The sequence below is a fragment of the Candidatus Cloacimonadota bacterium genome, from assembly GCA_034722995.1.
In the GTDB taxonomy this organism is placed as follows: Bacteria; Cloacimonadota; Cloacimonadia; order JGIOTU-2; family JGIOTU-2; genus JAGMCF01.
In genome coordinates this window covers 1-22289 of sequence record JAYEOL010000020.1, presented here as the reverse complement: position 1 = coordinate 22289, position 22289 = coordinate 1, and the positions used below count along the sequence as shown (strand labels likewise).

Here is a 22289-nt window from a genome sequence, read left to right as displayed (position 1 = left end):
AACCAATCCAGTTCTCTTGATTTTCATACAAAGGTATTTCTGTTGTTTGAAGTTCCCAATCCCCAGAAACAAGCAGAACAGCGGGCTGATTCATCCTTATCTTGTAACCATCTATGGTGTGGAAATTATTATCAGGGATTGTATTCTGCCAGCCCAATTCCTCATCATACCAGATTACATCCTGAGCTTCAAATACAACTTTATCTAGAATATCAGGGTCTAATATTGGTGCCAGAACCTCCAGAGCATTAGTTCCCTCCGGCTCAATATATTCCATTACAGGGAAAGATACCCAGTTCCATCGTATACTAGGACCACCTTTTAGATGATGGACAAAAACATCGTTTGAATAAAAATTCTCAAAAACTACTGCATTACCAACACGAGGAATATATGCTAATGTGCCATCTTCCATAGGAGTCCATCCATCGTTATTTCCAGGTGGGTCACTCATCGCTGCCAAGATATTATAGTTAGGATCATCAAAATAATAAAGTTCATAAGAAGCCGGAGTCGCATATTCTACTTCTCTATATGCATATAAACCTGTATTATCAGAGAATATGAAATTCTTGGCTGTATTGGGGTATTGAGTAAGACCACTAATAAGATTAAGAGCTTCATGAATTCCCAATATAATATCACCATCGTTTAAATAAATTCTCCACATGACTAAGAAGAAGTATATTTCTGTATCAACTACAAAGTTCAGATTATTCCACCAGTCACCTGTTCCACCATACATTTGTGGTTCAAATCCATTCTCCTGACACCAATCTAAGAACCCATTAATCTGCCAAGTTATATAATACTTATCTACAGTTCCGTTATGAGCAAAAGTAAATTGATGTGCATAAGGTTCATATTGCCATACAAATGGATGTGGGTCTGGAATACCAGTAACATTTGTAGCATATCTTACATGACCCATTCCAACAGTTGCCTCTATATCTTGGTTCACAAAGTTTTCTTGGAATATATCGTAGTCATTATCGTTATAGGCTGGATCTGCATCTCTCCATATATCATAACCCAATACTATCTCGTTATCATCTCTATAAAATAATAAACACCAACCATCATAATATGGGTATAAATATCCACCTTGTACTTGCAATTCATCTAACAAATCTTCCACCATATTTGTTTCATTATATAAATAACAATCATCTTTGGCTATCATACCCAGTAATCGGCAATCCGCTTGTGCATTAGTAGATAATGTTACTAACAATAATGAAGCTATTATTAGAATGTGTATCCACCATCTATTTTTTATATTCTGTGCTTTCATCTTTTCCTCCAGAATATTTTATTTTTCCCTTCTTTAGCTTGCCTATTCACATAAAAAGAAAGAGAAAGGGCAAGCATAACTAAGTGAACTTATTTTCTCCAATAACAAAAATATGTTTATTTCTCTTTCCAATTGCCAAAACATTAACAAATTTTATAATATTTTTTATGTATTCTATTGATTGAATTCTACGGGGGGGAATTAATAATTCGGAGTTCGGAATATGAAAACTATGTTAAATAACTGTATTCCTAAAATGTAAGTAAGTGATTTGTAGTTAATCAAATTAAATACTTGTATCCTTTTCATCACTTTATACCTCAATATTCTTAAATACATTTTGCAAAAGTAAAAATAATTTTGTCAAATAAAAGTTATTACTAAAATTTTGAAAGAATAAAACTTGACTTAAAAATTATAAGATAAAAAATTTTACAGAAAATAATTTTTCAGGAGATATAATGTTAAGACATAGCAAAGGTTTTTCTGTTTTTACTATAATAAGTATTATTGCTTTTGCTGCATTAATTTTTATACTTTTAATACCGCAATTCTACAATGTAAGAGCAAAAGAAAAGCAAGAGCAATGTATTGAAAATATGGGAAAAATAAAAAAAGCAATTGAGGAATATATGGCTGATAGACATCAGTCATTTAATGGTGACCTTGTAGAACTGGTTCGTACTGGTTATCTAAAATATGCATATGAATGTCCTGAAAATGGGGTTGGGGATAAGTATATTGCAAGTGGTGATTTTAATACCGGCGAGGTAATAGTTAAGTGTCCTAATCAGGCTGAATTTCCTGACCATATTTTAAAATAGATTTTAACATAGACAACAAAAAAGGCGACCAGTTAATAGACTATTAGACCGCCTGTGATAATAAAACAGTTAATATGTAAATATGAAGCGAATGGCTTAAACTATAAATTTGTTATGAGATCTATAAAAATTCAGTCTACTCGGATAACTCTCATTGTTTGCGTTTTCAGTATACTACTCATCTTTATATCTTGTACTAAAACTGTTACTGAAAAAGATTTATTTTATCCCCGTCGTTTACCTCTTATGTCTGATAAGGTAAAATGGAAAAATGTTTCATTAGTTACTAAAGATTCTACAACTATTCGAGGTTGGCTTTTTCGTTCACAGGAATATAAACAGTCAATGTTATACTTTTATGGAAATGGTGAAACTCTATATTCATCGCAATTTAAGTTATATTGGTTATCAATAAATTTAAAATGCAATATTCTTGCTTTTGATTATCGTGGTTATGGATTCAGTGATGGAGCTCCCTCTTTTATCACCATATCTAATGACGCCTTAGAGGAATATGATTATTTGAAGGATAGTCTAAATATTTCCGATATGCCTATATTTGTTTTCGGTTATTCTATTGGAACAACCTTTGCCATAAAAGTAGCTGCAAATCGCAAGGTAGATGGTTTAATATTAATGGCTCCAATGACTTCAGCGGCTGAAACAATACCAGAATGGAAACGATTTTTACCCTGGTATATTCGCTGGTGTATAAATCTTCAACCAGATGATGCGTTATTAACATTACATCCACAGCCTGACGAAATGATCCAGAATATAGATTGTCCATTGTTAGTTATCCACGGAGATGAAGATAAACGAATTCCAATAAAACTTGGAAAACGCATATTTGAAAAGGCTGGTTCAAAACACAAACATTGGTGCGAAGTAACAGGACATGGACACAATGATTTGAATATAAATGTTAGTCCAATTTCCGATTCACTTCTTACTTTTATGAATTTTTATGGAATTATCCAATAAGCTGACTATCTAACATGACGAGATTTGCCAATCGCCTTTTTAAAAATTTACATTCTAAAGAATTCACTTCTCCAGTCTTTTATTTTAGCATCCTCTTTAGCTTTCTGATACCAGGTATTGTAAGCTTGACTCTCTTTGCTTGCTATCATCTTTTCTTTAAGTTTGCTTTCTTCTTCTTTAAATTTTTGCATATCAGCAGGTTGGAACTCAACTAATTTAGCTAAATAATATCCTTTTTTACCTTTAATCAGAGATGATATTTTTCCAACTTTTTTTAAATCAAGGATAGCCCTATTTAAACTCTCTTCTCTACCTATATCCTTAATATAGGCTTTCTGTGCTATCAGTTCTGTATTAACAATTTCAAGCTTGTTATTTTCTGCTATATTATAGAAATTATCCGGGTTAATCTGAGCAGCAATACTGTCTGCCTTGATAAAAAGTAAGTCCATTTTTTTGCTTCGTTCAATATCAGTAACTATCTTATCTGTTACTGTCGCCAAATCTTGATAATGTTTTCCAATTTTATATGAAATCATTGCAACAAAGTAGTCTCCCGATATACTTAGATAAGGTTTTGCCACTGCACCAAGTTTATTTGAATACGCAAAGTCTATAAGAGTTTTTACCTTGCCAATTCCAGGAATATATCGCTCATCTTTTTTAAATTCTTTTGTTTCTTGAACTTCATAATTAAAGTTTCTTGCAACTACTTCAAAACTATCGTTTTTACACTGTTCATAGAAATCAAAAGCAACTTTTTCAAGATTTTGTTTGGTTTCTGCACCGGGTTGTTCTTTAATCAAGATATGACTTGCTCTCACTTCTTTTTCGCCATCTGTAATACGAGTGTCAGTAACCTTGATAATATGCCATCCAAATCTGGTTTTTATTGGTTCACTCACTTCACCTTTTTTCAGAGAAAATGCTTTTTCTTCAAAAGTTGGGTCCATTCTTCCTTTTCCAAAGAAATCTAAATCACCACCTTTAGAAGCGGATGGACATTCTGAATATTCTTTTGCTAATTCTGCAAAATCTTCACCATCCAAAACCATCCGGTGAATTCTTTCAATTCTATCTTTTGCTTCTTTTACATCTGCTGGACCTGGTTCTAATGGAATTTTTACATATTTAAGTTTTCTCTGTGGTCCAACCTTGAAATCTTCTATATTATTATGGTAATATTCTTTTATTTCTTCCTCAGCAACTTGCACAGAATCAATCATATCAAGAGGAAACACAATAATATCAGCTTTTGCCTTTGTATTTTTCTCAATATAATCTTTTTTGACTTCATAATCAGTAACAATAGCGACTGATTTTATGATATTCATAAGTTTTTCATATTGAAGAATTTTGTAATAATAATCTTCAAGCCAGGACCAATCGATCTGGGGATTTTTGAGTGCTGATTTATATTTATTCATATTAAATTCACCATCAGTTTGGAAACCTTCATGTTGAAGAACAACATCAGGCGGTTCATTCAGCATTTTATTTGCAACTTCTCTGGACGAGATTTTAATATCAAACTTTTTGATTGCATTATCCAAAACAATGCTTTGCACTAATTGGTCCCATGTCTGGTCATTAAGCCGCCTGTAAGTTTGTTCATCAATCTCTTTATCTTCCGAGTTTTCAATATAGTTAGAATAGCTTTTCTGGAGCATTTTATAATATTCATCATATTTTATTTTATTTCCATCAATAATTCCAACATAATATTTTTCCTTGAACATTCCTCTAATGCCCATTGTACCCATTCCGCCAATAAACACAATTGCAATTATCCATATAATCGGTCTGGCCATACTTCGCATTTTATTAAGCATATATCTCCTTGTATTTAGTAAATTTTGATAAAAAATTTTGTTTATCAAAAACTATGCAAGTTTTTTTGAACTAATTTAAAATGTCAACAAGATTTTATTGACAGATAATATTCTTATTTTGTTTTGAATACATAATCTGGACAAGCCAGAACTAATCAGTCTCAGCGCCCAGACGGAAAAGGAAAATATTAGTCAATAATAATCCCCGATTAAATCAGGGACAATAATTTCAAAATCCTAATATCTAATGTCAAATAAAATGACAAATCACAAATCTCCAAATATGCAAAATGTAGGTTCCTGGGAATCAATGCTTTAATTTTTATAATTTGATATTTGTCCCGACAAGTCGGGATTATTAGAAATTAGAAATTTGTTATTAGTCATTTAAATAGACTTTACAAAAGAATTTCAGAGTATAATAAAAATTTCTTGCCAAAAATTATACGAATATTATTGACCCGTTCTCCGTAGTACTACGAAGGGTGAATAAGATACTAAATGATTTGTTGAGGTATAAACATGGAAATGAATAAGGAAGAATTGCTATATCGTATTTTTAACGAGAATGCCCAGGATAGAGGGATGGATATGAAAGAATTTTATCATAAAAGAAGAAGGGGACTTCTTCCATTCCTCAATTCCAAAGGTGAAGTTGTATGGCTCAAGAGAAAGGAGTTTAGAATAGCCGTAGTAAAGAAAAGAATCCATATAAAAAAGTCCAGAACAGATAATCACCATATACATACGCACCTTAATGAAGAAGATGAATCAAATACATTTATTATATCTGATAAGTATAAATATTTTATTATGGGAGCGTGTACCACAATTTTAGTATATCTATTTGTAAAATTCTTAGAGTTATTATGAATATTTTAACAGCCGTTTTTTTTACCTAAATCAATCAAGCTTTTTCTTAACGATTCTCTTTTAAAATCTATTTCGTCTTTTTTAGTTACAAAAATTGGCTTACCATAAATTATTTTTGCTGGTGAAAAAAGTTTTGGAATTATAAAGTTATCCCAACTATTTAATACCCACTTTCTTTTTGTGTTACAAGACACAGGAATTATGGGCTTACCTGTCTTATAGGCTAAATAAAGTATACCATCCTGAACTTTTTCTTTTGGTCCACGAGGCCCATCCGGAGTAATTCCAATATCATACTGGGATGCAACATCAATCAATTCTTTCATAGCTCGCATACCACCTCTTTTAGTTGAACCTCGCACCGTTTTGTAGCCTAACCTTGAGCAGGCACGTGCTATATACTCACCATCTTTATGCTTTGAAACCAAAATATGAATGTTCTCAAAACGATGTGCGTAAGAGAGAATAAGCAGCCTGTTATGCCAGAAAGCATAGATTACTGTTCCATACTTTTTTTTGACACTATCTAAATATTTCTTATCTATTCTTTGAATGTGTAAACTACCAATAAGAATGTTTATCAAAGAGGAACCAAATACCTGAACGATTTTATTTCTTGTTTCCTGTTTCATTAATCATTGAAAGAGCAATTTTTGTCACATTTTGTGAAGCCTTTTTCTTACCTAACTTTTCTTGTAATATTGAAAATTCTTCTTTCATCTTTTTATAATTTCTTTCATTATTAAGAATTAAATCAATATTATTGATAATGTTAGTTGGATTTACCTCTTTCTGAATTAATTCTGGAACAATCTTCTTACCTGCTACAATATTTGGTAAGGCTATCATGTCTATATTAACAAAATGCTTTGCAATTAGATAAGAAAGAAAAGAAGTTTTGTAAACCACAATCATTGGCGTGCCAATATACCCGGTTTCTAATGTTGAAGTTCCTGATTTTGAAATAACCAAATCGCAATATTTCATAAGTTCATAAATCTCATCTATAATTGAAATATAATTTTTTATTGGTTCAATGATTTGGTAAAAATGTTTTTTGGAAACAGTATCTGCAAGGGATATGAGGAATTCATGGTTATTACTTTCTCTTTTTCCCAGTTTTTGAATAGTTTTAACCATTTCAGGTAATATCCGTTTTATTTCAACATCCCGACTTCCTGGAATAAAAGCAAGCCATTTTTTTTTTTTATCCAAATTATATTTCTGGGCAAATTCTTTTTTTGAAAGTTGAAATGTTATCTCTTCTGCGATAGGATGCCCAACAAACTCAACATTAGCACCAATCTGCTCGTATAACTCTTTTTCAAAAGGAAAAATAACTGCGATTTTGTTCGTATATTGCTTAATTTTATAGATTCGTTTCTTTTTCCATGCCCACACTTGTGGACTGATGTAATACAAAACAGGGATCTTCAAATTTTTAGCAATCTTTGCAATTCTGAGATTTAATCCTGGATAATCCACCAGAATTACCAAACTCGGTTTTCTCTTAATAAACTCTTTTTTAATTTTATTTATTACCCGACGAAAAAATGCAAGATGTTTTAGAACCTCTGCAAAACCGATTACAGAAAACCGTTCAAAAGGGAAAATAGATTCAAACCCAAGGTTTTGCATTTTGAGACCACCAATGCCCCAGAATTTTAGTTTTGAATCCGGTTTTTGTATCTGCTTTAGAAATTCAGAAGTATGCAAATCGGCAGACCGTTCACCTGCTAATATAAAGATGTTTTTCATAAAGGTTAATTTTGAGGAAGTGATTTAATAGTCAAGATTGATTGAAAAAAGTTATTAATAAATTCTTTGGTAAGATAAAACATAATCCTTAATAATTATTAAACACTCTTTTAATCTGAAATAACAATTCCTCATTGGTTTCGTTTTTCAATAATTTTTTAAGAAATTTTTTATTGGTTTTGCCCTTACATTTTGCAAAATATCCTATAAGATGTTTCTTTGAACGGACTGTTACTTTTGAATAATTTTTCTGGATAATTTTTTCTGCGTCTACTCCTATTTTTATTAAAGCAATTTCTGCTGAATAACGAACCTCCTGAAATTCGTCATCTGTAGCAGCAATCAAGGGCAAAACTGCATTCTGATTATTTATCTTCTGCAATGCAATTGCACTTTCTCTGCGAACAGATACTATACTATCCTTAAGACTTTCAATAAATAACGGGATTGCCTTTGAGTAGCCCAGGTCCCCAAGTGCTTTTATAGATGATGCTCTATAAGAAGGATTTTTGCTTTGTGTATATTCTGCTAATATTGGATAACTGCTTTCCTCCTTAATCTTTCCCAAGATTATCATAGTAAATCTGATTTTATCTTTCACAGAATCCTGCAATACTTTCTCTAAAAATGGGACAGCAGGTTTCCCAATCTTTGGAATCATTTCATACAACGCATGCGATTCTCTTGCACTTTCAGTATTTAATTTGTCTACAAGAAATGGCATTGCAGAATCTCCCATTGCAATTATCTTTTCTCTGGCTGGTTGGACTAAATATTGAAATTTCTGAGATGCTGCTGAAGCCTGCATAAAAAGTGTTTCAATATCCTCTCCAAGTGGTTCATCTGCAGGTTTCATATCATATTCTTTACCTGGTGCAAGAGTATCTAAATATGAATTTTTAGAATCAACCCCAATCCCATAAGTTGAATGAATCCAGTAATTATTATTTTCTCCCCAAAGAGAACCATAAAAGTCATTGCCATTCAAATCCAAAAACAGACCGATATATCCAAACCCTCTTCTTAAATCTGAATATCCCATAGTTATATCACGCTTTGCAATATAGCCATCATCTCCATTTGCATCAAGGAAAAAACTGATTGCATCTGCATTTCCTGCTCCTTGAGATAAGTCATAGCATACATAATTGTCATCTCCTTGAAAATCATATAATCCACCAAATGCATAGTCATGTCCGCAGCCTTGTGAGACGCCTTTTGAATTATAATTATCGTTACCAAAATAATCTATCAAAGTGCCAAAAGCAAGATGCACTCCTGCGCCCTGTGCGTATTGGTAGGATTTATAATGGTCATTTCCTTCTCTATCAACAAGTCCACCAAGAGCATACCAATACGCAACACCTTGACCGTAAATATCTGAAAGGTAATTATCATTTCCATTTTTATCAGCCAAGATGCCAATCCCACCAGAATAATATGGCCGCATACCGAATCCGAATCCTTGCGAGAGACTTTCAAAGTGCTCGTCATAGCGAAGTATATCAACATATTTTTGTGTTACAAGATAGTTGTCATTTCCAGAATTGTCTATAAGTCCCCCGAAACCCCAACAGAAGCCAAATCCTTGTCCGTAAAGGCAACATTCATAAGTATCATTGCCATTATTATCAAGTAGTAACCCGATACCATAAGCGCTGCCACCTTGCACCATATTTTGAGCAAAATATTTGTCATCTCCTTTTTTATCAGATAAAATTCCAATACCGAAATAGCCGATACCCTGCGCATAATTCTTCGCAGAGTATAAATCGTCTCCTTTATAATCAATCAGAAAATTTATACCAAAATATCCAGCACCCTGGCAAAAATCTTCTCCAATGTAAATATCATCTCCTGAATAATCTAATATTACACTAAATTTATTTTCTTTTGAAAATTTGTATATATCATTTCCAGTATAATCAATTACAAAAATATAGTTGCTAATATTCGTATTATTAGAAGGATTTATAGCAATTTTTCCATATTCGGTTTCTAACGCAATTTTATCATTGAAAAATAAAGAGTCTTTTGAAGCGAAAACCAGACTATCTATTGTATAAATCAGTTGAGAAGTTAAAACAGCAGCGTTAACCAAATTTCCTCTTTCTAATTTAGATGCAATTTTTCCGAACTTTTTGCTTTTCTCTCTATCTTCTATTTCTGCTTCGTTAAGTTCTTTCAAACTTTTTTCCTTAATATCTTCGGACTGTAAGAAATATTCTTTTGCATATTTTTTTAGAAAAACCAATTCACTGTCAGAAAATGACGAATATGCAGAATCAATATTACTCATAATCTCTGGAAGTGCTGTTAATATTGATGTTAAAATTTTCTTATTAGTTGGATGAAGTTCTTCAAATGAAATTTCTAATTGAAATTCTTTGGGTTTAGCTGTTTCAGATTTTTTAAAATCAACATCCAAAAGTTTTGAATCAAAGATAATCAGAGAATCAAGGTTTTCTATGTTTTGAAAGTGATATTCAGCAATTGAATCACAAACATTAAAAGTAGACAACGGCTTCCTAAACAATCTGTTTATCAAAGAAAGACGGAAAGTATCAGCTTTTGTTAGATTAAGGTTAAAAGTAAGGTCTTCCCTCGTCATCTTGATTTTTGATAAGGCAGAATCTATATGAGTCTTCTGTAAGATATCTAATGGTTGAAAATTGTCTGCATATAAATAAATTATACTCCCACAAAGTAGAAATATTATAAAGAATTTTTTCATTTGCTCTCCTAATTTACACTTATGTTAAGACTTTTTGGAAATTTATGTCAAAGTTTTAACAAGAATCCTTTTATGAAAAATAGTTATCTCTCAAAAATTCTTGACTTCTTTTTCATAACTTACATAAGTAGCCAAAAATAAAAAAGGAACTGCTGGTTTCTACCTTATGGCGTCCAGGATTGCCAATAAGGCTAAATAAAAAATATGTAAGAGGTGAGCACAGCAGTTGCTCACCTTTTTTAATGGAGGTGAAAATAACTATAAGTAGAAGATATTCAAGATGGCAGAAGCCAAGAAGGAATAAGAATAGAAAGCGAATCAATAATCAAATTAGAGCTTCTAAGGTTCGTCTGATAGGTCCAGAAAAGGAATCATTTGGGATTGTTTCTATTAATGTTGCTTTAGATAAAGCAAGCGAGTATGGTTTAGACTTAGTTGAAATTGCGCCCAGTGCCAATCCACCTGTTTGTAAGATTATTAATTATAGTAAGTTCTTATTTGAGGAATCAAAAAGAGCAAAAGGAGCAAAAAAGAAGCAACAATCAGTACATTTGAAAGAGGTAAAATTCCGTCCAAGAACAGATGACCATGATTATAATTTCAAGTTAAATCATATAAAAAATTTCCTGGATAAGGGCAACAAAGTAAAAATCACAATACGATTCCGCGGTCGGGAGATGACCCATAAGAAATTTGGTTATGATTTGATAGAAAGATTACGGAAAGATTTAGAAGAATTTGGTACTTTTGAAAATGAACCAAAGAGTGAAGGTAGATTTTTAGTCGCCTTTATGATAAGTAAAAAGAAATCATAAAAATTTTTAAAAATCTTATACTTTTTCACTACTTTCTATAAAAGTATTTATAAGAACCCGAAATATAGAATGATAGATTGAAATAAACATATAGGAGTTTATATGCCAAAGATGAAGACAAGGAAATCTGCTGTTAAGAGATTCAGTAGAACCGGAAGCGGAAAGATAAAGAGGAATAAGGCTTATCGGGGTCATTTTATGACAAAAAAATCCTCTAAACAAAAAGCGAGTCTTAGAAAAGGTGGATATGTTTCGTCTGCTGATGAAAAAAGAGTAAAAAGTATGTTAGCATCATAAAAGAGATCAAACTCTAAATACTAAACTCTAAATACTAAATAAATTCAAATTACAAGAATCTAAAACTCAAAAAGAACTTGCAATGAGTGAAATTAAAATATTAGAGTTTTGATATTATTTAGAATTTAGGATTTAATAAGGAGTTGTTATGTCAAGAGTAACAAATAATGTAGCGTCAAGAAAAAGAAGGAAGAAGATTCTGAAACACGCAAAAGGATATAGAGGTGGTCGTAAACTTTATCGTGCAGCTCGTGAAGCAGTTGAAAAAGGTTGGCAATATGCATATCGGGACCGTAGAAATAGAAAAAGAAATTTTAGAAGACTATGGATAATTAGAATCAATGCTGCGGTAAAAGAACACGGTTTAAACTATAGTCAGTTTATTTTTGGGTTAAAAAAGTTAAAGATAGATTTAAATAGAAAGATGCTTTCTGAACTGGCTATCAACAATCCAAAAACATTTGCGTCAATTGTAAAATCTGTCAAAAAGAAACTTGAAAAAGAGTAACAACAGTGAAAGAAGAAATTCAGATTTTAAGACAGAAAGCTCTGGAAGAGATTCCTAATTGTAAAAATTTGAAGGAACTTGAAGGCCTTAGAATTAAATTCTTGGGGAGAAAAAGCAAGCTATCTTCATTATTGGGTCAAATAGGGAGACTTTCAAACGAGCAGAGACCTATAATTGGTGATCTATTAAACCAGACAAAGAAAGAGATTGAAAAGCTAATCCGTGTAAGAAAAGAGGCGCTTTTAATTATAAAACAGAAGAAGTCTAAAACTAAACCAGAGATAGATATTACTCTTCCCGGCAGACCAATTGAAACTGGTGCTAAACATCCTTTATTTCAGGTATGGGAAGAAATTGAAGATATTTTCATAAGTCTCGGTTTTGAAATTGCTGAAGGCCCAGAAATTGAATCTGAGTATTACAATTTTGATGCATTAAATACTCCAGAATGGCATCCAGCAAGGAATCTTAGTGACACTTTCTATCTAAAAAATGGGATGCTACTTCGCACAGAAACCTCGCCTGTACAGATTCGGGTAATGGAGAAATATAAACCACCCATTCGTATAATAGCACCCGGAAGATGCTATCGTAACGATAAGCCTGATGCCTCACACTCGCCTGTTTTCCACCAATTTGAAGCATTAGTCGTTGGTGTCGGTATTACATTTGTTGATTTGAAGAGCACTCTGGATTCTTTTGTAAAAAGATTCTTCGGTGAAAAAACGCATTCCCGTTTCAGACCACATTTCTTCCCTTTTACTGAACCAAGTGCTGAGATTGATATCTTGTGTATAAATTGTGGAGGGAAAGGATGTAAATTATGTAAGAATACAGGCTGGTTAGAGATGGGCGGTGCAGGAATGGTTGACCCAAAAGTTTTAGAAGAAGTTAAATACGATTCAGAAAAATACACCGGTTTTGCATTTGGTTTAGGTATTGACCGTATAACTATGCTGCGTTATGGAATTTCTGACATCAGGATGTTATTCAAAAATGATTTGAGATTTTTGAGGCAATTTGTGTAATTTCCACAAATAGATAAAAGATTTTTTTACCACAGATTTTTCGCTTTAATAAAAAAGATTAAATTTACTTTCTGTGTTTCGTTGGCAATAAAAAGATATGATAATTAATTATGAAAATAAGCTATAATTGGTTGAAAGAATTTATCCCAATAGAGCTTCCTGTCAAAGAGTTTTGTCAGAGACTTACAATGTTTGGGATTGAGGTTGAGGAAATCACTCATCTTGGTGATGAATATGAAAATATCGTTGTTGGTAAAATTTTGTCTGTAAAGCCACATCCGAATTCAAATAAGTTATCTGTCTGTATCTTAGATGTGGGAGAAGACAAGCCAATATCTGTTATTTGCGGAGCACCAAATGTCAAAGAAGGTAAATATGTTCCTGTTGCAAAAGTTGGTTCTATTGTTGGGGATTCTCAGATTAAAAAAGTTAAAATTCGTGGAGTAGAATCTCTTGGGATGATCTGTTCTGAAAGAGAATTAGGTATTTCCAATGACCATTCTGGAATTATGGTTTTAAGGAATGATTGGAATATAGGAACCCCATTTGCAGAAGTTTTAAAAATTAATGACTATATCATAGATGTGGAAATTACACCAAACAGACCTGATCTTTTAGGAATGCTCGGGATTGCTCGCGAAGTTGCAGTTATGCTGAGTAAAAAGTATACTCCACCTAAAATAGAATTTGAGCCTGATATGTCCGGAAAACAACCAACTTCAGAACTTATGTCAGTAAAAATTAATGCTCCAGAACTTTGTCCTCGTTATTGCTGTAGGATGATTAGAGATATTACTGTTAAACCTTCACCAAAATGGATGCAAAAAAGGCTTAAAGCCATTGGGTTGCGTCCCATAAACAATATCGTAGATATAACAAATTATGTTTTAATGGAATATGGTCATCCGCTACATGCTTTTGATTATGCGGACATTTCTGGCAAGAAAATTATAGTTCGGAGAGCAAAAGATGGCGAGCAGATAAAACTTCTTGATGAACAGGTTTATACCTTATCTTATCAAAATCTTGTCATCGCTGATATTGAGAAGCCGATTGCTCTGGCAGGTATTATGGGAGGAACTAATAGCAGTATTCTCCCTGAAACAAAGGATGTTGTTTTAGAATGTGCATGTTTTAATTCAAGGAATATCCGTGCAACATCTCTTTATCTAAATCTTGAATCTGAATCTTCATACAGGTTTGAAAGAGGGATGGACACAAACAGATTAGAAGAAGTAATTGACCGTGCTGCACAGCTAATTCAGATAACTGCCGGCGGAGAAATATGTAAAGGCATTGTAGATGTATATCCTGATAAGGTTTTGCCTAAAAAAATCTTTCTCCGAACTAGCAGGGTAAATAACATTTTAGATACACAACTACAGCCTGAGACCATAAAATCATACTTACAAAAATTAGAATTTTTGGTTTATGAAAAAGGCAAAGATTTTGAAGTAACTATTCCCACATTCCGGCTGGATTTGGAACGGGAAGTAGATCTTATAGAAGAAATCGCACGATGTTATGGTTATAGAAATATTCGTTCCCAATTTACATTACCGCGAATAGAAAATATTCTTAAAAGAAAGACAATACGAAAGATACGAAATCATCTTGTTAATTTAGGATTTTATGAAGTTTGCAATCTCAGTTTTGCAAATTTAGATGTGCTTGATGAACTCAATCTGTCACAAAATGATTATAGAAGAAATACAATTGAATTATCAAATCCTTTAGGTGAGCAATTTTCCATCTTGAGGACTACCTTAATTCCAGACCTTCTTAACAATGTAGCATTAAATTTGTCATATAAATTTGATAATTTTAAACTATTTGAACTAAATAAAATTTATCTTAAAGATAGCAATAATACATCGCTTGAACCTATTTCACTAACTGGTGTAATAGTTGGAGACTTTGTACCAAAATATTGGAATTCTAAATCTCAATTGTCTTCATTCTTTGATGTAAAAGGTATTGTAGAATCACTTTTTAAAATTCTTCATTGCACACATTATATGAGTTTCAAAAAGTCTGATGAGCCTTTTTATTTATCTAGTGAAAGTGCTGATGTATTTATTGGTGATACAAAGATTGGCTCATTAGGAACCTTGCAAGAGGATATTTTATCTAAATTTGGGATTAAAGTTCATACAATACTGTTTGATATTAATGTTTCAATCTTGCTTAATTATATTAAACAAGAGGAAATATATTATAAGAAAGTGATAAAATTTCCACCTGTGCTTCGTGACATAGCAATTATGGTTCCAAAAGAAGTCTCTGTTGCAGAAATTGAAAGAACTATCAAGTCAATTAATTCGGAAATAATAAAAAATGTCAGATTATTTGATGTATATCAAGGCGAGCAAATTAAAGAAGAATATCGCAGTATGGCTTTTAGCATCACTTTTCAATCAGATAAATCAACATTAACGGATGAATATGTTAATAAATTATTTGACAATATTGTTAATAAATTATTAAATGAACACAAAATTACATTAAGGTAAAAATAATGAATGTTGATTTGCTTGGTAAAATTGAAAAAAAGATTGAAAATCTAATTTCAGAATATAAAGCTTTAAAAGATAAATATAATAGTGTATTAAGAGAAAAAGAAGAATTAAATAATAAATACAAAGACCTGTTCCTTAATAAAGATAGAGCAGAAAATCGCATAGCAGAACTTGAAAAGGACTTGCAATATTATAAAGAGCAGGCATCTGAACTAAGTAATAAATTAGCACAAAAAGAAGATAAGTTAAAAAGTTATACCGAACAGGCAGACGTTATTGATAGTAGAGTTGATGCCTTACTTACCGCAATTGATGATGTGCTTGAAGAAAAAGAATCTGAATAAAGTAAATCAATTATAAAAATATATGAATAATACTTTTGTAAATATTTTTGGCGATGAATACTCAATAGCTGGTGATGTGGACCCAACTGATATTAAAAAATATGCAGAATATCTTGATGCAAAATTAACTGAGTTATCTGTTGATACTAACATTGAATCTAAGTATAAATTATCAATATTATGTGGATTAAATATAATTGAGGAGATGTTTACCCAAAAGGATCAATTATCTGAAGTTGAAAAGTATTTAAAAAAGATATCCAATCTTTTAGATTCTTTTTCTGAGAAATAAATTTCTGTAAATCTGCTTGTTACAAAATAGCTTATATTTGTAAAAGGATAAGTATTTAAGTCATTTTGTTCTTTTCTTGAAAAAGGCCTATCCTGTTTGTGATAACAATGTTGTTTTGTGCTAAACTTGAACTATAGGGTGTTCGATTAGTTATGGCGTGAATGCCTTCATTGCAGTTGGACTCATAAAATATCTATAAGGATGCCCATTATTGAAATACAGTTCAAACAAATTGTTACACGGCAAGGACAGGTCTTTTTTATTGAAAGGATGAAAAATGATACAATATCTCACTCTGGCAATTACAGTTTTAGTAGGAATTGCTTTGGGATGGATTTCCTTCCGTATTTTAACAATTAAGAGAATTAACAATGCAAAAGAGAATTCAAGAAGAATTAAAGAAAAGGCACTTTCTGAAGCGAAAGTTATAAAAAAGGAAGCGGAATTAGAAGCAAAAGAACAATGGTATGCCAGAAGGTCAAATCTAGAAAAGGAGATTGAAAATAGAAAAAAGGAATTGCACAAACTTGAAAACAGATATAATCAAAAAATTAGCAGTATTGAAGAACGTTTATCAAAGCTTGATAGAAGAGAACAATCTGTTTCTGATAGAGAAAGACATGTTAATCAAAAGCAAGTTCAACTAAAAGAGCAGGAGCAAAAGTTGCAGAAGCTAATAGACGACCAAACAGAAAAATTAATGGCGATTGCTCAAATGAATAAGCAGAACGCTATTGAAAAATTGCTTGAGCGATTTGAAAATGAAGCGAAAAGTGATGCTACAAAAGTTCGGAAAGAAATAATTGATAAAGCCAAATCTGAAGCAGAGAAGGAATCACTCAAAGTTTTAGCTTCTACTATTCAGAGAACCGCTGTTGATTATATTGCAGAGTCTTGTGTCTCGGTTGTTCCGTTACCTTCAGAAGAGATGAAAGGCAGAATTATTGGTAGAGAGGGTAGAAATATTCGGGCTTTTGAAAATAGAACAGGAATTGAGTTAATAGTAGATGATACTCCTGAGGCAGTGATTCTCTCAAGTTTTGAACCTATACGCAGGGAAATTGCTCGTAAGTCTTTGCAAAAATTAATATCTGACGGAAGAATCCATCCAGGCAGAATAGAGGATACAGTTAAAAAAACCGAAGAAGAAATAAGCCAAATAATTGTTGAAACAGGCAAGCAAACTTGTATTGATCTTGGTATTAATGACCTTCCAAAACCTTTGGAAAATTTAGTTGGAAAATTACAATTCCGCACAAGCTATGGACAGAATGTTCTTAAGCATAGCATTGAGACAGCCTGGATATGTGGTATGATTGCAGCTGAAATTGGTGTAGACCAAACTCTAGCAAAGAAAATAGGTTTGTTACATGATATTGGAAAAGCTGTTGACCATGAGGTTAATGGATCACATCCTCAAATTGGTGCTAATTTGGCAAAAAAATATAGTCTATCACAAACTATAGTTAATGCTATTGAAGCACACCATGAAGATGTAGAAGCAGAAACCCTTTATGCCGTTCTCGTGCAAATCGCTGATGCTATTTCCGGCTCCCGCCCAGGTGCACGACGGGAAACGCTGGAATCATATTTGAAAAGGTTAGAGAATTTAGAAAATATTGCCTCATCATTTGATGGGGTTCAAAAATGTTACGCCATACAAGCTGGTAGAGAAGTCAGAGTAATGGTGGAACACAATCATATTGATGATGCTCAAGCTGAAATGTTGGCTTCAGATGTGGCTAAAAAGATTGAAGACGAACTTCAATATCCTGGACAAATTAAGGTTACTGTCATAAGAGAGGTTAGAAAAACAGCATTGGCAAAGTAGTTGAAACAGTTGAATCAGTTAAATTAGTTGAATCGGTTGAATTGGTCTATTTCCCACTGATATTGGAAGATACCCATAGAGGAATATTTGTTTCGTTTAATTTAGAAAATGTTTATCATCCATAAATATAATAAGTATCAGGTTTCAAAAAAACTATGATAAAAATTTTGTTCATTGCAGATATTTTTGGAAAACCCGGGAGGAAAGTTGTATCACAATTGCTTCCTTTTCTTAAATCCAGAGAAGATTTTGATTTAATAATTGCAAACGGTGAGAATCTCGCAGGTGGAAGAGGTATTACTCCAAAAACCGCCAAACAGATGTTTGACATTGGTATTGATATTTTTACAAGTGGCAATCATCTCTGGGATAAAAAAGAGATAATTAAATTTTTATTAGATGAAAAGAGAATCTTAAAGCCTGCTAATTATCCGCCTCAAGCACCTGGAAATGATTTTTTTATTTATGAATCCAGAAAGAAAATTAAAATTGCAATTATTAATTTAATAGGCAGAGCATTTACTGTAACTGTGGATTGCCCATTCAGATGTGCAGATAATTATATCAAAAAGTTGAAAGAAATTACAAATATTATTTTTATTGATTTTCATGCTGAAACAACAGCAGAAAAGATGGCTTTTGCCTGGTATCTTGATGGAAAAGTATCTGCAATAATTGGAACTCACACGCATATCCAAACCGCTGATGAACGAATTTTGCCCAAAGGAACTGCTTATATAACTGACGCAGGAATGACAGGTCCTCACGATTCTGTAATAGGAGTACGAACTCAAGATGCAATAAATCGATTTATAAAGCAAATTCCTGTCAGATTTAATCCTGCAAAGGAAAATCTACAATTAAATGGTGTTATTGTCTCAATTGACGAGCAAACAGGGAGAGCAACAGATATTCAAAGATTGTCAATCCCATTAGAAAAGTGAGAAGATTAAACCCAGAATATGCATATGCCACAGATGAACGCAGATATTCACAAATTATATAAGGATCTTTGCGAATACTGTCTTTCACCTTTTGGGTGAAGAACGAGTTTTGAATCTAATTATCGTAACTTTTTTATTTAGCCATCTTGTGGCAATCTTCTGATAATTGCATTGTTTCTTAACGCATAATCTGAGTTAAATGCTAATTTTTATTGAAATATGGAAAAAGTTTTAAAAGGAAAAGTTGTAGCAAAAGAGATTCTTGAAAATTTGAGAGAAGAGATTGCAAATTTAAAATATAAGGGAGTTGGTCCGTTATTAGCGATATTTATAGTCGGAGACAATCCTGCATCAGATTACTATTCTAAAAATATTATAAAAGCTGGGAACAAGATTGGAATTAACACAAGAATGATTTCTTTTGAACAAGATGTTCAAGAGGATGAACTCATCAAACAAATTGAAGTAACTAATGTAGATAAAAGTGTTAGTGGAATTTTATTACAGATGCCTTTACCTCTTCATTTAAGAATTGATAAAGTTATTATGTCAATTAGTCCTCAGAAAGATGTAGATGGCTTACATCCTCTCAATGCTGGCAAATTATTACTTGGAAAGGATTGTTTTATGCCCTGTACGCCAGCTGCTATTTTGGAACTAATTAAATTTTATAATATTAAAACCGATGGAGAAAAAGTAGTAGTATTAGGGAGAAGCAACACAGTTGGTAAGCCATTAGGAAATTTACTTTTAAGGAAGTGTGAATATGCTAATGCAACTGTTACTATTTGCCATTCTCATACCAAAAATTTGGAAGAGACAACAAAAGCAGCGGATATCTTGATTTCAGCAATTGGAATACCTTATTTTGTTACTGAAAAGATGGTTAAAAAAGACTCAATTATTATTGATGTAGGAATTAATAGAATTTTTGACAAGAAATCAGAACAGTATAAATTTGTAGGAGATGTTGATTATGAAAGTGTATTTGAAAAAGTAAAAGCGATAACCCCAGTACCTGGTGGAGTTGGCTCTATTACAACTGCTACTCTTTTATCTAATGTTGTAAAAGCTGCTATATGGAGTAGTCCCCAATTAAATTGGGGAGTCTCTCGGCTAAAATGTTAATTGCCTTCCTAAATAGGGGTTTGGAAACGAGAATAAAAGTTAATTAGTTCAAAAATAAATCAGCAAAATAAAAAAATTTAAAAAAAATAATTTTTTTATTGACTTATTAAAATTGTTAACAAAAATGTTGCTCAATTATGGGAGGTAGAAATGTTAAAGAATAAATATGTTGTGATTATAGGTATTTTCATTATCGCAAGTTTAATTACAATTATTAGCTGTGGACGAAAAGGCATTTTAAACGAGAATCAAAATCCCAAAATTGAAATTTCTGAATACAGTGGTATTGCAAAAACTGACACTTCATGGTCAGATTCTACTATGTTTGAGGAAATCGGAAGCTTAATTGACCCTGCTATATATGATTCTCTTTTTTATCAGAAGATTTATTGGAATGCCTGGGATGTAGATGGCAATGTTGTAAGTTATGCATATCGTATTGGAACCTGGGATTCTCTATCAAATGACTGGGTTTATGACAGAGCTTATGGTTTTTCAGTTGATGATTCTGGATGGGTTTGGCACTATGCCCTAGGTGCTGACAGAGATATTCCTCTTAGTGACCCAAAAGCAAAAAAATCTATATGGACTCCTCCTGATGAATGTTATCCAAGAGCAACCGTATTTTTCCCATCTACTGATACAACAGATTTCAGAAAGAACTTTGGAAAATTTGAAGTTAAGTGTAAAGATAACAGTGGTGAAGTTTCTAAAACTGCTGTAAAATACTTTGTTACCTGGTCAGATGTTCCAGAAACCAGTGTATGTACTTCGCAAGGTGCAATTGATTCTTGCCGTGTTGGTACAGCAATTCTGTTCAACTTTACCGCACTTGGAGATAATGATATATATGGAAGTGACCCTGCATACTTTAAATATCGTCTTGTTTATTACGAAAGAACAAATGTAGCAGATTCTATGTCTGTTGAATGGAATGAGGCGAGTGTCTTAGATAGCACAATTTGGTATTCAACTAAAGATTTTCCAGATGATCCGGGTGAAAATGATAATAAATCGCAAGTATTACTTATGAAAAATTATCCTGAAGATGACTCTTTGAAACCAACATTAAAAGTGAATGAATTTGATAGAGTAACTCAGATACAGGTAAAAACAGTTGATAAAGCTGGAATTGAAGACCCTGATTATGCAAAAATGACTTTCTTTGTGAGGGGTCATTTCAAACCTGAAACCTGTCCTTTTATGAGTTCGTGGAAATCATGGACATCATATTATAACATCATATTCGGTGATCATCGCTTAAATATTACTCCACATATTTATGTTCTTGGCGAATATAGTTATCTGCCCTATATGTCAACTACAGAAGAGATGGTTCCAAGTAAATCTATCACAGCAGGTGAACTGCATTATGCAGATAGATTCTATATGGATAAGAATGGTAATATTTCTGCTATCTGGTCTGACGATATTGAAATACATATGAAGTGGCATTATCTTGGCGAATATCAATATGTGCCAGATAAAGAAACGACAAGTTTTGAAGGCAATACCTATAATTACGACGAAAATTTAGGTATATATGAACAATATTTCTGTGATATAGCTTATATGGATATTCAATTAGATGGTGGTACAATTGGTTTACCAGTCATTTCTACTGAAATTGTTAGTGATGAATTGGGAGATTGGATGAGAATTCCCATATACAAAAAACAAGAATGTAACTTATTTGATATCTCTCCCGGCGAACATACTTTCACTGTTAGAGCAGTTGATTACCAGGGTGCTATTGATACAACTCCTGAATCATTTGAATTTGTACTTTATGAACGAAAAGGAGCAGATGATAAAAGTGGAATCCTTCTTGTAGATGATACAAAAGAAACCAATATATATGCTATTGAGGATTCTGTGGATACTTTCTATAACCATCTTTTGGAAGATTGTGATAGTGATAGTATTTACGATCTTAATGAATTACTTTTTACTGATATTGCCAATTCTAATAAAGATATTAGGAATGATGAAGAGAATATTGCGCCATATTTTGCGCCATCAGATGTTCAGCAATATGAACTTATTATTTGGCACTCTAACAATCCTAAAGAACTTTTCTCTTATGTCCATTTAGTAAACCATTACGATATACTAAGATTTTACCTCAACAGTGGTGGTAATCTATTATTTACTGGCTGTGCAAAAGTTTGTGACCCTTATTATGCAAAGACTAATTTCCTACAAGATTATGCTGGATTAGCAGATACTTTATCTGCTTTAAACACCGATGATATTGTTTGGGGTAATCCAAGTGTAAACAATT

At 32.4% G+C, this 22289-nt stretch carries 19 protein-coding genes and 1 other RNA gene; 15 read left to right on the top strand and 5 right to left on the bottom strand.

The features are described 5' to 3' along the window. Positions 1 to 1294 (bottom strand): hypothetical protein (locus tag U9R23_02530; protein MEA3475311.1); only part of this gene is annotated, 1294 nt, incomplete at its 3' end. A 461-nt stretch (positions 1295 to 1755) separates the two neighbouring features. On the opposite strand from U9R23_02530, the gene U9R23_02525 reads away from it, so the two are divergent. Both U9R23_02525 and U9R23_02520 read left to right on the top strand, forming a co-directional pair. Further along, positions 1756 to 2118 carry a hypothetical protein gene (locus tag U9R23_02525; protein ID MEA3475310.1) on the top strand — a complete coding sequence of 121 codons (363 nt, stop codon included), beginning with the start codon at positions 1756 to 1758 and terminating at the stop codon, positions 2116 to 2118. A 246-nt stretch (positions 2119 to 2364) separates the two neighbouring features. Further along, complete coding sequence (locus U9R23_02520; protein MEA3475309.1) at positions 2365 to 3102, top strand: alpha/beta fold hydrolase; 738 nt, start codon at positions 2365 to 2367, stop codon at positions 3100 to 3102. Between the two features lie 47 nt (positions 3103 to 3149). Here the strand turns inward: U9R23_02520 and U9R23_02515 are convergent, their stop codons facing one another. Next, a complete protein-coding gene (locus tag U9R23_02515; protein MEA3475308.1) occupies positions 3150 to 4934 on the bottom strand; it encodes a peptidylprolyl isomerase in 1785 nt (594 codons plus the stop codon). 528 nt (positions 4935 to 5462) lie between these two features. Here U9R23_02515 and U9R23_02510 point away from each other — a divergent pair. Further along, positions 5463 to 5807 (top strand): hypothetical protein, encoded by a 345-nt coding sequence (locus tag U9R23_02510; protein ID MEA3475307.1) that lies wholly within the window; start codon positions 5463 to 5465, stop codon positions 5805 to 5807. A 5-nt stretch (positions 5808 to 5812) separates the two neighbouring features. On the opposite strand, the gene U9R23_02505 is transcribed toward U9R23_02510, so the two are convergent. From U9R23_02505 to U9R23_02495, 3 genes are all read right to left on the bottom strand, one after another. Beyond that, a complete protein-coding gene (locus U9R23_02505; GenBank protein MEA3475306.1) occupies positions 5813 to 6439 on the bottom strand; it encodes a lysophospholipid acyltransferase family protein in 627 nt (208 codons plus the stop codon). After that, positions 6417 to 7565 carry a lipid-A-disaccharide synthase gene (gene lpxB / locus U9R23_02500; protein MEA3475305.1) on the bottom strand — a complete coding sequence of 383 codons (1149 nt, stop codon included), beginning with the start codon at positions 7563 to 7565 and terminating at the stop codon, positions 6417 to 6419. Before lpxB ends, U9R23_02505 begins: the two co-directional genes overlap by 23 nt. 88 nt (positions 7566 to 7653) lie before the next feature. Then, the gene (locus U9R23_02495) at positions 7654 to 10299 is read right to left on the bottom strand and encodes a HEAT repeat domain-containing protein (protein ID MEA3475304.1); all 2646 of its coding nucleotides are present in this window, start codon (positions 10297 to 10299) and stop codon (positions 7654 to 7656) included. A gap of 179 nt (positions 10300 to 10478) precedes the next feature. On the opposite strand from U9R23_02495, the gene infC reads away from it, so the two are divergent. The 12 genes from infC to U9R23_02435 all read left to right on the top strand — a co-directional run. Continuing rightward, a complete protein-coding gene (gene infC / locus U9R23_02490) occupies positions 10479 to 11114 on the top strand; it encodes a translation initiation factor IF-3 (GenBank protein MEA3475303.1) in 636 nt (211 codons plus the stop codon). Positions 11115 to 11216: 102 nt separating this feature from the next. Beyond that, a complete protein-coding gene (gene rpmI / locus U9R23_02485; GenBank protein MEA3475302.1) occupies positions 11217 to 11411 on the top strand; it encodes a 50S ribosomal protein L35 in 195 nt (64 codons plus the stop codon). 148 nt (positions 11412 to 11559) lie between these two features. Continuing rightward, positions 11560 to 11919, top strand: a complete 360-nt coding sequence (gene rplT, locus U9R23_02480; GenBank protein MEA3475301.1) for a 50S ribosomal protein L20 — start codon at positions 11560 to 11562, stop codon at positions 11917 to 11919. A 5-nt stretch (positions 11920 to 11924) separates the two neighbouring features. Next, on the top strand, positions 11925 to 12947 hold the full coding sequence (pheS, locus tag U9R23_02475) for a phenylalanine--tRNA ligase subunit alpha (GenBank protein MEA3475300.1): 1023 nt from the start codon (positions 11925 to 11927) through the stop codon (positions 12945 to 12947). A gap of 110 nt (positions 12948 to 13057) precedes the next feature. Then, entirely contained in the window at positions 13058 to 15460 is a 2403-nt protein-coding gene (gene pheT, locus U9R23_02470) for a phenylalanine--tRNA ligase subunit beta (protein MEA3475299.1), read from the top strand. Positions 15461 to 15465: 5 nt separating this feature from the next. Continuing rightward, a complete protein-coding gene (locus tag U9R23_02465; protein ID MEA3475298.1) occupies positions 15466 to 15810 on the top strand; it encodes a hypothetical protein in 345 nt (114 codons plus the stop codon). Between the two features lie 22 nt (positions 15811 to 15832). Next, positions 15833 to 16102: a cell division protein ZapA gene (locus tag U9R23_02460; GenBank protein ID MEA3475297.1), complete on the top strand. Its 270-nt coding sequence runs from the start codon at positions 15833 to 15835 to the stop codon at positions 16100 to 16102. Positions 16103 to 16183: 81 nt separating this feature from the next. Then, positions 16184 to 16361: non-coding RNA, 6S RNA (gene ssrS / locus U9R23_02455), on the top strand. An 18-nt stretch (positions 16362 to 16379) separates the two neighbouring features. Further along, on the top strand, positions 16380 to 17933 hold the full coding sequence (rny, locus tag U9R23_02450) for a ribonuclease Y (protein ID MEA3475296.1): 1554 nt from the start codon (positions 16380 to 16382) through the stop codon (positions 17931 to 17933). 155 nt (positions 17934 to 18088) lie between these two features. Further along, a complete protein-coding gene (locus U9R23_02445) occupies positions 18089 to 18877 on the top strand; it encodes a TIGR00282 family metallophosphoesterase (protein ID MEA3475295.1) in 789 nt (262 codons plus the stop codon). A 219-nt stretch (positions 18878 to 19096) separates the two neighbouring features. Continuing rightward, a complete protein-coding gene (locus U9R23_02440) occupies positions 19097 to 20005 on the top strand; it encodes a tetrahydrofolate dehydrogenase/cyclohydrolase catalytic domain-containing protein (GenBank protein MEA3475294.1) in 909 nt (302 codons plus the stop codon). A 150-nt stretch (positions 20006 to 20155) separates the two neighbouring features. Further along, positions 20156 to 22289 (top strand): hypothetical protein (locus tag U9R23_02435; protein ID MEA3475293.1); only part of this gene is annotated, 2134 nt, incomplete at its 3' end.

Bases quoted from the DNA above. Each gene is read 5' to 3' on its own strand.
- U9R23_02525 (MEA3475310.1), top strand. From the start codon at position 1,756: ATGTTAAGACATAGCAAAGGTTTTTCTGTTTTTACTATAATAAGTATT.
- U9R23_02520 (MEA3475309.1), top strand. From the start codon at position 2,365: ATGTCTGATAAGGTAAAATGGAAAAATGTTTCATTAGTTACTAAAGAT.
- U9R23_02515 (MEA3475308.1), bottom strand. From the start codon at position 4,934: ATGCTTAATAAAATGCGAAGTATGGCCAGACCGATTATATGGATAATT.
- U9R23_02510 (MEA3475307.1), top strand. From the start codon at position 5,463: ATGAATAAGGAAGAATTGCTATATCGTATTTTTAACGAGAATGCCCAG.
- U9R23_02505 (MEA3475306.1), bottom strand. From the start codon at position 6,439: ATGAAACAGGAAACAAGAAATAAAATCGTTCAGGTATTTGGTTCCTCT.
- lpxB (MEA3475305.1), bottom strand. From the start codon at position 7,565: ATGAAAAACATCTTTATATTAGCAGGTGAACGGTCTGCCGATTTGCAT.
- U9R23_02495 (MEA3475304.1), bottom strand. From the start codon at position 10,299: ATGAAAAAATTCTTTATAATATTTCTACTTTGTGGGAGTATAATTTAT.
- rpmI (MEA3475302.1), top strand. From the start codon at position 11,217: ATGCCAAAGATGAAGACAAGGAAATCTGCTGTTAAGAGATTCAGTAGA.
- rplT (MEA3475301.1), top strand. From the start codon at position 11,560: ATGTCAAGAGTAACAAATAATGTAGCGTCAAGAAAAAGAAGGAAGAAG.
- pheT (MEA3475299.1), top strand. From the start codon at position 13,058: ATGAAAATAAGCTATAATTGGTTGAAAGAATTTATCCCAATAGAGCTT.
- U9R23_02465 (MEA3475298.1), top strand. From the start codon at position 15,466: ATGAATGTTGATTTGCTTGGTAAAATTGAAAAAAAGATTGAAAATCTA.
- U9R23_02460 (MEA3475297.1), top strand. From the start codon at position 15,833: ATGAATAATACTTTTGTAAATATTTTTGGCGATGAATACTCAATAGCT.
- rny (MEA3475296.1), top strand. From the start codon at position 16,380: ATGATACAATATCTCACTCTGGCAATTACAGTTTTAGTAGGAATTGCT.
- U9R23_02445 (MEA3475295.1), top strand. From the start codon at position 18,089: ATGATAAAAATTTTGTTCATTGCAGATATTTTTGGAAAACCCGGGAGG.
- U9R23_02440 (MEA3475294.1), top strand. From the start codon at position 19,097: ATGGAAAAAGTTTTAAAAGGAAAAGTTGTAGCAAAAGAGATTCTTGAA.